The organism is Streptomyces sp. CRN 30, assembly GCF_034105845.1.
On record NZ_JAVRHI010000135.1, the window covers coordinates 38,390 to 49,163 of the forward strand.

The window sequence follows — 10,774 nt, forward strand, 5'->3', positions numbered from 1 at the left end:
CCGGCGGAATCAGACGAGGGCGGCGGCCTCCCCCACGGAGAGGCCGCCGCCCTCGGCGTAGGCGGTGTCGAAAGCGGCTGCGCCGAGCACGGCTCGGGCCTCCTCGACGGCCCGCTCCCGCACGCTCCGCTCCCTCATGTTCTCGACGTGCCCGGCCGGCAGCATCGCGGCGGCGGCGCCCAGGCACCGGGCGGCGTCCGGGGCCCGGCGCCCGCCGTCGACGTGGGCCAGCGACAGCGCGGCGATGACCAGATACGCCGAGCGCATCTGCGGCGCGATCGTCACCGACAGCGGGTCCCCGGCCTGTTCCAGGGCCCGCCGGGCCTTGTCGAGGGCCTCCTCGTAGTGGGCCTCCAGCGCGTCGATCCAGGACTCCGTGCCCAGGATGAAGGCGTCGAAGACGACGAACTGGGCGATGCTGAAGTCCTGCCGGAGCCGTCTGAGCTGCTCGCGGGCCTCGGCGACGCGGCCGGTCGTGCCGAGCAGCCCGGCGAGGAAGAGCCGGGCGGCGGGCATCGCCCCGTTGTGCGCGGAACCGGCCGTACGGTCGATCACCTCGCGCAGCACGCGTTCGCCCCGCTCGATCTCGCCCGAGTCGGCCAGGACGCTGCCCAGCCGGGCGTCGAGAACGTCCACCTGGGCGTGCGCGTCGAGTCTCTCCGCGTACACCTTGGCGGCCTCGTAGTCGGCGGCGGCGCCCGTGGCGTCGCCGGTGCGTTCCCGGGCCTCGGCACGGGAGGAGTACGCCTCGGCCAGTCCCCACGCGTCGTGGAGCCGGCCGTAGATCTCCAGTGCCTCGTCGGCGTCGCGGACGGCGTCGCCCGCCCACTCGACGCGGTTGGCGAGGAGGTTGGCGCGCATCTGGAGGGCGCCGGCCAGCTCCCACTCGAAGTCGGGGGTGGTGCGGCCGGTTTCGACGGCGGCGTCCATGATGACGCGCAGCCGTTCCATGTCGCCGGTGAGCATCACGGCGTAGAACCAGAGCAGGCCGGGGCTGCGGCAGGTCTGCGGCAGGCCGGGTTCGTAGGTGTCCGCGATGATCTGGAGTTTCTCCTGGGCCCTGGGGTTGTGCCAGGCGTCCAGTTCGGTGTCCATGCAGGCCAGGTGGGCGAGGTGGACGCCGCGCCGGGCCTCGGCGAGGACCTCGCCGGTCATCGGGGGCGGGTTGTGCGTCAGCCGCTCCCAGACGGGGGCGGCGGGCCGGACCGGGCCGGCGAACGGGTCGGGGCCGAGCGTCATCACCTCGGCGCACCAGGTGCGGGCCTCGATCCGCAGGTCGCGCACCTGCCAGTACCAGACCATCGACAGGATCAGGCAGAGCGCCTCCTGCTCGTCGCGTTCGGCGACGGCGTACCGCAGCGCGGTGCGGATGTTCTCGTACTCGCGCTCCAGGCGTCGCACGGCGGCGAGCTGGCCGGGGCCGCGGAGCAACGGGTCGGTGGTGCGGGCGAGTTCACGGTAGTACGTCAGGTGGGCGCGGGCGGCGGCGGCGCGGTCGCCGGTCTCGTCGAGCCGCTCCCGCGCGTACTCGGCGACGGTCTCCAGGAGCCGGTAGCGCATCTCGCCGCCGTCGTCGTCGGGGGCGGCCACCACCAGGGACTTGTCGACGAGGGAGCCGACCGCGTCCAGGGCGGCGGCGCCGCACACCGCCTCGGCGGCGGCGAGGTCGCAGCCGCCCGCGAACACCGACAGGCGGCCCAGCACCTGGCGTTCCTCGCCGTCCAGCAGGTCCCAGGACCAGTCGACGACGGCGCGCAGCGTCTGCTGGCGGGGCAGGAGGGTGCGGCTGCCGGAGGTGAGCAGCCGGAACCGGTCGTCGAGCCGGTCGGCGATCTGCCGGGGGGTGAGCACCCGGAGCCGGGCCGCGGCCAGTTCGATGGCGAGCGGCAGTCCGTCGAGGCGGCGGCAGATCTCGGCGCAGGCGGCCGCGGTCCCGGCGTCGGCGTCGACGCGGAATCCGGCGCGGGCGGCGGCGCCCCGGTCGGCGAGGAGCCGCAGCGCGGACGGCTCGGGCAGCGGCTCCACCGGCCGCAGCAGCTCCCCCGGCACGCCGAGCGGTTCCCGGCTGGTGGCGAGGACGGTGACGCCGGGGCAGCGGGCGAGGAGTTCCTCGGCGAGGCGGGCGGCGGCGTCGACGAGGTGCTCGCAGTTGTCGAGGACCAGCAGCATCCGGCGCCGTCCGACGTGCTCCACGAGCCGGTCCACGGCGGTGTCCGTACGGTCGGACACCGCGCGCAGCTCCTCGGCGCCGGCGCCGTAGAGCACGGTCTCGCGGCCTCCCACGGCGGTCAGCACGGCCTCGGGGACGGCGGCCGGGTCGTCGACGGGGGCGAGTTCCGCGAGCCACGCGCCGTCCCGGGCGGTCTCCGGGCCCGCCGTGTCGGCCGCCTCCAGGGAGAGCCGGGTCTTGCCGGAGCCGCCGGGACCCAGCAGGGTGACGAGCCGGGTGCCGGCCAGGTCGGCACGGAGCGTCTCGATGTCGCTGTCCCGCCCGACGAAGGAGGTGAGCCGGGCCCGCAGGTTCCCGCGCGGGCGGGTCTCACGGGCGGGGGGCGAGGCGGCGGCGTCCGCGGCCGGATGCGCGGCGGTGTCCGCGGCGGGAGAAGCGGAGGCACCGGCGGCCGGACGCGCGGCGGCGTCCACGACGGGAGGACCGGAGGCGCCAGCGGCCGGATGCCCGGCGGAAGGAGCGAAGGCACCGGCGGCCGGATGCGCGGCGGGAGGAGCGGAGGCACCCGCAGCCGGACGCGCGGCGGCGTCCACGGCAGGAGGAGCGGAGGCGCCTGCGGCCGGATGCGCGGCGGAAGGAGCGGAGATACCCGCGGCCGGACGCGCGGCGGCGTCCACGACGGGAGAAGCGAAAGCACCCGCGGCCGGATGCGCGGCGGAAGGACCGGAGGCACCCGCGGCCGGACGCGGCGCGGCGGGCGGCGATCCTGGGGCCGGCGGGTACGAGGTCCCCGGGTACGACGATTCCGGGGACGAGGGTCCCTGGTGCGGGGTCCCCGGGTACGAGGCACCCGGGTACGGGGGACCCAAGTACGGAGGACCCGAGTACGGGGGCGCCTGGTACGGGGGTGTCGGGTCGGGGTGGAGCAGTTCCGCGTGGAGGGCGCGGAGTTCCGGGCCCGGGTCGGAGCCGAGGCGGTCGGCGAGGAGGCGGCGTACGTCCTCGTAGGCGGCGAGCGCCTCGGCGGTGCGGCCGGTGGCGCGCAGGGCCCGCAGCCGCAGCGCCTGGAGGGGTTCGTCCAGCGGGTGTGCGTCGCACAGGGCGGTCAGCTCGGGCAGGGACCGCTCGGCGTGGCCGAGGCCGAGACCGAGGGCGGCGGTGTGCCGGACGCGCAGCGCGTCGAGGTGCCGCCGCTCCCAGCGGGCCGCCTCGGCGGTGCGGTCGGGCAGGTCGGCGAGGACGGGGTCCCGCCACAGGGCGAGGGCGTCGTCGAGGGCGTCGGCGGCCTTCGCCGGGTCGCCGTCGGCCAGGGCGCGGGCACCGTCACCGGCCAGCCGGTCGAAACGGTGCAGGTCCACGTCGTCCGGGGCGGCCGTCAGCCGGTAGCCGCCGTCGGCGGAGGCGACGGCGTCCGCGCCGAGCGCCCGGCGCAGCCGCCCGATCAGCGCCTGGAGCGCGCCCGGGGCGTCGGCGGGCGGGTCCTCGCCCCACACCTCGGCCACCAGCAGGCCCGCGGGGACGGTCCGGCCGGCCCTGAGGGCGAGCACGGTCAGCAGGGCGCGCAGCCGCGCGCCGCCGACGGGGACGGTGGCGCCGTCGGGGCGGACTGCCTGGGTGGTGCCGAGAATGCGGTAGCGCACCGGCCCATTGTCCCCGGCCGGGCCGGGGAGCCGCCTCCGGGTTTGCACGGGCGTGACCGCGGGGCCGTTCCGTCCCGGAACCCCGGGCGCCCCGTGGCGCGTTCCCCCCTTGTCACCGGTACGGTCGTCCCCTCCACCCGGACGCGAACTCAGGAGCCCCATGACCACCGCCCCCGCCCGCCCGAGCGACCGGCGGATCAGCCCGGTCTTCCTCGGGATCGTCGCCGTCACCGCGGTCACCGGCTGGGCCACCTGGACCGGCTTCGCCGAGCAGCCGGGGCTGGCCGTGTTCCTGTTCGTGACGGCCGCCTGGATCGTCTCGCTCTGCCTGCACGAGTACGCGCACGCCCGCACCGCCCTGCACAGCGGTGACATCTCGGTCGGCGCGAAGGGCTATCTGACGCTGAACCCGGCGAAGTACACCCACGCCCTGCTGAGCATCGTGCTGCCGGTGGTCTTCGTCATCATGGGCGGCATCGGTCTGCCGGGCGGGGCGGTCTTCATCGAGCGGGGCCGGATCAGGGGCCGGTGGCGGCACAGTCTGATCTCGGCCGCCGGTCCGCTGACCAACGTCCTGTTCGCGGTGGTCTGCACGGCGCCGTTCTGGCTGGGCGCCCTGGACGGCGTGCCGCGCGACTTCCGTCTCGCGCTGGCCTTCCTGGCGCTGCTCCAGGTGACGGCGGCGATCCTGAACTTCCTGCCGGTGCCGGGCCTGGACGGCTACGGCGTGGTCGAGCCCTGGCTGTCGTACGGCGTCCGGCGGCAGTTGGAGCCGTTCGCGCAGTTCGGGCTGTTGTTCGTGTTCGCGCTGCTGTGGGTCCCCGCGGTGAACGGCGTGTTCTTCGACGCGGTCGACGCGGTCCTGCGCGGGCTCGGCATCAGCGACTACGAGACCTACTGCGGCTTCGAACTGTTCCGTTTCTGGCAGACGGCCGACATCTGCACGGTCAGTTCGTGACGGAGGGGCTCCGGCGGCGCTTGAGGTAGTACCAGCACATGTTGGAGGACAGCCCGGCCAGCAGCACCCAGACGACGCCTACCAGCGCGACGCCCTGCACGAAGGAGACGACGGCCGCGACGACGGCGAGGACGCAGACGATGAGGGCGTAGAGGGCGAGGCGGGGCATGGCGTGGGCTCCTGTCTGTCTGCCCGGGAAGGGGGACACGGGCTGGCTGTGCTGATGGCCACCAGTGTCCCCCATCGCCTCATACGTCCGTGACGCGGAGTCCCGCGTGCGCCTTGTAGCGGCGGTTCACGGAGATCAGGTTGGCGACCAGCGACTCGACCTGGTGGGCGTTGCGCAGCCGCCCCGCGTAGACGCCGCGCATGCCGGTGATGCGGCCGGCCAGCGCCTGCACGGTCTCCACGTCGGCGCGGACCTCGCCGAGCACCATCACGTCGGTGTCGATGGCGTCGATCTCCGGGTCCTTCAGCAGCACCGCGGAGAGGTGGTGGAAGGCGGCGGTGACCCGGCTGTCGGGGAGCAGGGCGGCGGCCTGCTCGGCGGCGCTGCCCTCCTCGGGCCTGAGCGCGTAGGCGCCCTTCTTGTCGAAGCCGAGCGGGTTGACGCAGTCGACGACGAGCTTGCCGGCCAGGTCCTCGCGCAGCGCCGTCAGCGTGTCGCCGTGGCCCTCCCAGGGGACGGCGACGATGACGACGTCGCTGCGGCGGGCGGTCTCGGCGTTGTCGGCGCCCTCGACGCCGTTGCCGATCTCCTCGGCGGCGGCCCGCGCGCGCTCGGCGGCCCGCGAGCCGACGATCACCTTCTGGCCGGCCCTGGCGAGGCGGTAGGCGAGGCCCTGGCCCTGCGGTCCGGTGCCGCCGATGACGCCGACGACCAGGCCGGATACGTCGGGGAGGTCCCAGGGGTCCTTGGCGGGCGCCTTCTGTGCGGCGCTCTCGGTAGAGGTCATGGGCCGACTCTATGTGCGCGCGGCACCCGTCACCGGGTCAGGTACGCCACACCGTCAGCCGCTCGAAGGTGATCGTGTCGTAGGGGCCGTCGTCGCCGGTCTCGTAGAGCAGGCCGACGGTGCGGTCGTCGACGCGTACGAGGTCGGAGTAGGCGGCGGGCCGGTCGTCGAGGGTACGGACCGGGGACCAGCTCGTGCCGCCGTCGGTGGAGGCGCGCACGGTCATCCGGGCGCGGGCGGCGGGGTCGGCGGGTCCGGAGAAGAGCAGCACGTCGGGGTCGCGGAGCTGGAGGAGGCTGCCCTGGCAGACCGGTCCGGTCAGGTCGGGGCACGGCGCGAACGGCGCGGTGAGCGTCGTGCCGCCGTCCGTCGAGCGGGCGTCGGCGCGGACGGTGGCGGACGGGGACATGGTGCGGGCGTTGACGTAGAGCGTGCCGTCGGGGAGTTGCGCGGCGGTGGACTCGTTGGCGCCGCCGTCGTCGGCGTACCCCAGGGACCAGGTGGTGCCGCCGTCGTCGCTGATCAGGCAGTGCCCGCCGTCCGGTCCGCCGTCAGGTCCGCCGGGGCCGTCGGGTACGGAGTGGTTGGCGGGGACGACGACGCGGCCGGTGGTGAGGCGCAGGGCGTGGCCGGGGCCGGTGGCGTACCAGAGCCAGTCCGGGCGTTTCACGCCGGCGGTGATCTCGGTGGGTGCCGTCCAGGTGCGGCCGTCGTCGTCGCTGTGCGTCACCCATACGCGGCGGCCGTCCTCGGCGGGGACCTCGCCGCGGCGGATGGCGGCCTCGGTGGCGTACGCGGCGTTGCGGACGTGCACGAGGAGGACCCGGCCGTCGGCCAGGACCACGGGGGCGGGGTTGCCGGCGAGTCCGTCGCCGTTCTCGGCGGCGACGTGGAGCGGGCCCCAGGTGCGGCCGCCGTCCTGTGACCGCCGGCAGACGACTCGGATGGTGCCGTGGTCGGCGGGGCCGTCCTCTCTGCCCTCGCAGAAGGCGAGGAGGGTGTTCTCCGTCGTGCGTACGACGGCGGGGATGCGGAAGCTGGTGTATCCGTCCTCGCCCGCGCGGAACGGGACGGACGGTTCTCTCACGCCGGGACCGGCGGCGGTCATGGGGCCTCCTGTGTTTTTCCGGCTGCGGGTGCGTGGTGGCTGGTCGCGCAGTTCCCCGCGCCCCTTTCAGGGACGCGCGGTGCACGTGCCCCGTCAGGGGCGCGGGGAACTGCGCGAGCAACCACCGACTGCCCGCGGCCGCCCCGCGACGTCAGTCCTTCGAGCCCTCCGACGGCGCGTCGTGCCACTTGGGATCGTTCTCCCACTGGAGATTCCGCTCCCGAGCGGTAGCCATCGCGTGTTCGGCCTCGGAACGGGACGTGTACGGCCCGAACCGGTCCTTCGCCGGGCACTCCGGCCCCTCCTCGACCTTGCCGTGCTCCAGGCAGTAGTACCACTCGCCCGGTTTGCCCACCGTGCGCTTCTTGAACAGGGCCATGACCGGCTCCTTCCGCCAGATGTCGCGAGGACATGGTCTCGTATGCCCGCTGGTTAGACTCGCTGACATGTCTGGCCAGTCGCTGCTCGTACCAGGGGAGCTGTCTCCCACCCGTTCCGTACCCGGAAACATCCGCCGGCCCGAGTACGTCGGCAAGCCCGCCCCGACGCCGTACACCGGACCGGAGGTGCAGACGCCCGAGACGGTCGAGGCGATGCGCACGGCCGGGCGGATCGCGGCGCGGGCCATGGCGGAGGCCGCGAAGCTCATCGCGCCGGGCGTGACCACGGACGAACTGGACCGGGTGGCGCACGAGTACATGTGCGACCACGGGGCCTACCCCTCGACCCTCGGCTACCGCGGCTTCCCGAAGTCGCTGTGCACCTCCGTCAACGAGGTCATCTGCCACGGCATCCCGGACTCGACGGTCCTGAACGACGGCGACATCGTCAACCTGGACGTCACCGCGTACATCGGCGGTGTGCACGGCGACAACAACGCCACCTACCTCGTCGGCGACGTCGACGAGGAGAGCCGCCTGCTGGTCGAGCGGACCCGCGAGTCCCTGAACCGCGCGATCAAGGCGGTCCGGCCGGGCCGGCAGATCAACATCATCGGCCGGGTCATCGAGTCGTACGCGAAGCGCTTCGGGTACGGGGTGGTCCGGGACTTCACCGGCCACGGCATCAACTCGTCGTTCCACTCCGGGCTGATCGTCCCGCACTACGACAGCCCGCACGCGACGACCGTCATCCGGCCCGGCATGACGTTCACGATCGAGCCGATGCTGACGCTCGGGTCGTACGACTACGACATGTGGGACGACGGCTGGACGGTCGTGACGAAGGACCGCAGGCGGACGGCCCAGTTCGAGCACACGCTGGTGGTGACCGAGTCGGGGGCGGAGATCCTCACGCTGCCCTGAGCCGCGCCGTACCGCGCGCCCGCACTCCTTGCGAGAGTGCGGGCTTTCGCGTTTCCCGGGCTGGTCGGCCCGGGTATCGTCGTTACCGACAGACTGTCGGAAAGGTTACCGACAGTACGTCGGATACCTATTGACTTAGGTAAGCCTAACCATAGAAGCTGAGGCCATGGACTCCTTCTCCACCCTCATCCGCACCGCCTCCCACGAGCAGCACGTGGAAGCGGAGACGTCGACGTTCATGAGCGACCTGCTCGGCGGCCGCCTCGGCGTCGACGCGTACGCGCGCTACACCGAGCAGCTGTGGTTCGTCTACGAGGCGCTGGAGGCCGCCGCCGGGCGGCTCGCGTCCGACCCGGTGGCCGGGCCCTTCGTCCAGCCCGAGCTGTACCGGCTGCCCTCCCTGGAGCGGGACCTCGCGCACCTGCGCGGCGAGAAGTGGCGGACGGGCCTGACCCCGCTGCCGGCGACCGAGGAGTACGCGGAGCGGGTGCGGGAGTGCGCGCGGGAGTGGCCCGGCGGGTACATCGCCCACCACTACACGCGCTACCTCGGCGACCTCTCCGGCGGACAGATCATCCGCGACAAGGCCGAGCGGACCTGGGGCTTCACGAAGAAGGGCGACGGCGTCCGCTTCTACGTCTTCGAGGAGATCACCAACCCGGCCGCGTTCAAGCGCGACTACCGGGAGCTGCTGGACGGCGTACGCGCCGACGAGCTGGAGAAGCAGCGGATCGTGGCCGAGTGCAAGCGGGCGTTCGCGCTGAACACGGCGGTCTTCCGGGCGCTGGGCGAGGAGTTCCCGCTGAGCGCGTGACACGCCGTGCGGCCACGCGGGAGGGTGCCGGAGCGGTGAGCCGCCCCGGCACCGTCATGTCAGCAGGTCTCGCGGACGTACGCGCTGTCGTCGGGCGTCACGACGTCGAGGTCCCGCTTGACGATGCTCAGCTCGTCGCCCCAGCCGGAGCAGGCGTTGGCCATGCCTTCGTCGTCGTACTCGATGACGACGACCTTGTCGTCGAACGCCTCGGCGTAGTCACCGCACTCGTCCCACTTGCCGCACTCCTCGGCCACCGCGAAGTCCAGGCCGTTGGCCTCGCGGTTCCCGGCCAGCTCGGAGGCGTTCTTCTGGGCGATGGCGAGGCCCTTCTCGTGCGCGTGCGCCGAGAGGAGCTGGATCATCGCCTGCGCCTGGGAGGCGGTGAGCAGGTCGTCGAAGCGGTCGTAGGTGTCGAGGTTGTCCGGCTCGACGGCCTGGAAGCCCTTGGCGGCGCAGTCGTCGATCCAGCCGTTCACCTTCTCGGCGATGGCCTCGCGGTTGGCCTTGGTGGTGATGTCGAGGATGGCCTCGCCGGCCCACTCGTCGTCGTAGACGACGTTGCCGTCCTCGTCCTTCAGCAGCAGGTTCTTCCACTCGGAGGTGGCGCCGGGCTGCGTCTGGAAGGCGTTGACGTAACAGATGTTGTACAGGCCGTCGACCGGGTCGGCCGTGTGGTCGCGGGAGACGATCCCGACGCCGGACGGCGGGGTGTAGGCCCCGCCGATCTGGTAGTCGAACTCCGCGCCGACGGGCGGGGTCGTGACGGCGGCCGTGGCCGCGGTGGCGCCGAACGGGTTGAGCAGCGCGGCGGCCAGCGCCGTCGTCGCCGCACCGGCGACGATCAGGGTCTTGCGGGAGGTGAGGGAATGACGGCTCATGGGGTGAGCTCCATGGTGTTGCGGGTACGTCCCCGCCTCGGACGCCCGTCGACGGGCTCCTGGCGACTCGGTCCGGACTCTTGGTGGGGGCCAATTACCGGCTGGGCGTACCTCTTGCGCCGAGTGTGGGGTCGGCGATGCCCGAGTAAATCGATCAGCTGTGCCCCCTGTCAACGTTCCAGGTGGACCCGTCCGCCGATCTCCACCCAGCCCTCCGGCTGCGGGGCGGTCAGGATCTGCGATCCCGCGCCCTGCGTGATGTTCAGCGCGCGGCCCAGCCGGTCCGTCAGCAGCAGGGCCGCCGCGCCCGTCGCCTCGTCCTCGTCGATGCCGTCGTCGCGCCCGGGGAAGGCGCGGGCGCGGACGCGTCCGGCCGCCTCGTCCTCCCACGCCCACGCATAAACCCACTCCCCCTTCGGCGGCACCGCGAGGTCGTCGACCTCGGCGGGCGTGGCGTACTGGCGCAGGGTGCGCGGCGGCGCCCACTCCGCCCGTGCCTCGATCCAGCTGAACTCGCCGTCCTGGCGGGCCCCCACCACCCCGGCGGGGGTGATGAGTTCGGGCACGTCGAGGAGCCAGGCGGTGCCGACGCAGGGGTGGCCGGCGAAGGGCAGCCGCAGGGTGGGGGTGTAGATGTCGACGACGCCGCGCTCGGGGTCGTCGACGAACACGGTCTCGCTGAAGCCGAGTTTGGCGGCGAGCGCCTGCCGGTCCGCCCGTTCCGGCAGTACGGAGCCCTCGCGGACGACGCCCAGCTCGTTGCCGTAGCCGCCGTTCGCCGCGCAGAAGACGCGCAGCACGTCGTAGTCAGTCACCAGGGCATTCAAACACCCGGGGGGGGGACCCGGGCCGGGCGGTGCGGGTCCCCCCGGCCGGTCACTGCGCGGCCGTACGGCGCCTGCGGACGGCGACCACGACGCCCGCGCCCGCCGCGACGGCGACC

The 10,774-nt window shown here is 73.5% G+C and carries 10 protein-coding genes; 3 read left to right on the forward strand and 7 right to left on the reverse strand.

Annotation, left to right across the window (positions count from 1 at the left end):
• Positions 1 to 9: 9 nt before the first annotated feature.
• The gene (locus UW392_RS13015; protein ID WP_320775100.1) at positions 10 to 3,810 is read right to left on the reverse strand and encodes an AfsR/SARP family transcriptional regulator; all 3,801 of its coding nucleotides are present in this window, start codon (positions 3,808 to 3,810) and stop codon (positions 10 to 12) included.
• 160 nt (positions 3,811 to 3,970) lie between these two features.
• Between UW392_RS13015 and UW392_RS13020 the strand changes: the two genes are divergently transcribed.
• Positions 3,971 to 4,768, forward strand: a complete 798-nt coding sequence (locus tag UW392_RS13020; protein WP_320775101.1) for a site-2 protease family protein — start codon at positions 3,971 to 3,973, stop codon at positions 4,766 to 4,768.
• On the opposite strand, the gene UW392_RS13025 is transcribed toward UW392_RS13020, so the two are convergent.
• The 4 genes from UW392_RS13025 to UW392_RS13040 form a co-directional block, all read right to left on the reverse strand.
• A complete protein-coding gene (locus UW392_RS13025; RefSeq protein WP_320775102.1) occupies positions 4,758 to 4,937 on the reverse strand; it encodes a hypothetical protein in 180 nt (59 codons plus the stop codon). The genes UW392_RS13020 and UW392_RS13025 overlap by 11 nt on opposite strands.
• A 79-nt stretch (positions 4,938 to 5,016) precedes the next feature.
• Positions 5,017 to 5,724, reverse strand: a complete 708-nt coding sequence (gene npdG / locus UW392_RS13030; RefSeq protein WP_320775103.1) for an NADPH-dependent F420 reductase — start codon at positions 5,722 to 5,724, stop codon at positions 5,017 to 5,019.
• A 37-nt stretch (positions 5,725 to 5,761) separates the two neighbouring features.
• Positions 5,762 to 6,832, reverse strand: a complete 1,071-nt coding sequence (locus tag UW392_RS13035; RefSeq protein ID WP_320775104.1) for a sialidase family protein — start codon at positions 6,830 to 6,832, stop codon at positions 5,762 to 5,764.
• Between the two features lie 151 nt (positions 6,833 to 6,983).
• Positions 6,984 to 7,211, reverse strand: coding sequence for a hypothetical protein (locus UW392_RS13040; protein ID WP_320775105.1), 228 nt, complete (start codon positions 7,209 to 7,211; stop codon positions 6,984 to 6,986).
• Between the two features lie 67 nt (positions 7,212 to 7,278).
• Between UW392_RS13040 and map the strand changes: the two genes are divergently transcribed.
• Together map and UW392_RS13050 are read left to right on the forward strand one after the other, a co-directional pair.
• On the forward strand, positions 7,279 to 8,136 hold the full coding sequence (gene map / locus UW392_RS13045) for a type I methionyl aminopeptidase (RefSeq protein WP_320775106.1): 858 nt from the start codon (positions 7,279 to 7,281) through the stop codon (positions 8,134 to 8,136).
• Between the two features lie 166 nt (positions 8,137 to 8,302).
• On the forward strand, positions 8,303 to 8,950 hold the full coding sequence (locus UW392_RS13050) for a biliverdin-producing heme oxygenase (RefSeq protein ID WP_320775107.1): 648 nt from the start codon (positions 8,303 to 8,305) through the stop codon (positions 8,948 to 8,950).
• A gap of 59 nt (positions 8,951 to 9,009) precedes the next feature.
• Here UW392_RS13050 and UW392_RS13055 read toward each other — a convergent pair whose 3' ends face one another.
• A complete protein-coding gene (locus tag UW392_RS13055) occupies positions 9,010 to 9,831 on the reverse strand; it encodes an endo alpha-1,4 polygalactosaminidase (RefSeq protein ID WP_320775108.1) in 822 nt (273 codons plus the stop codon).
• A 170-nt stretch (positions 9,832 to 10,001) separates the two neighbouring features.
• On the reverse strand, positions 10,002 to 10,646 hold the full coding sequence (locus tag UW392_RS13060; RefSeq protein WP_320775109.1) for a PhzF family phenazine biosynthesis protein: 645 nt from the start codon (positions 10,644 to 10,646) through the stop codon (positions 10,002 to 10,004).
• Positions 10,647 to 10,774: the final 128 nt, after the last annotated feature.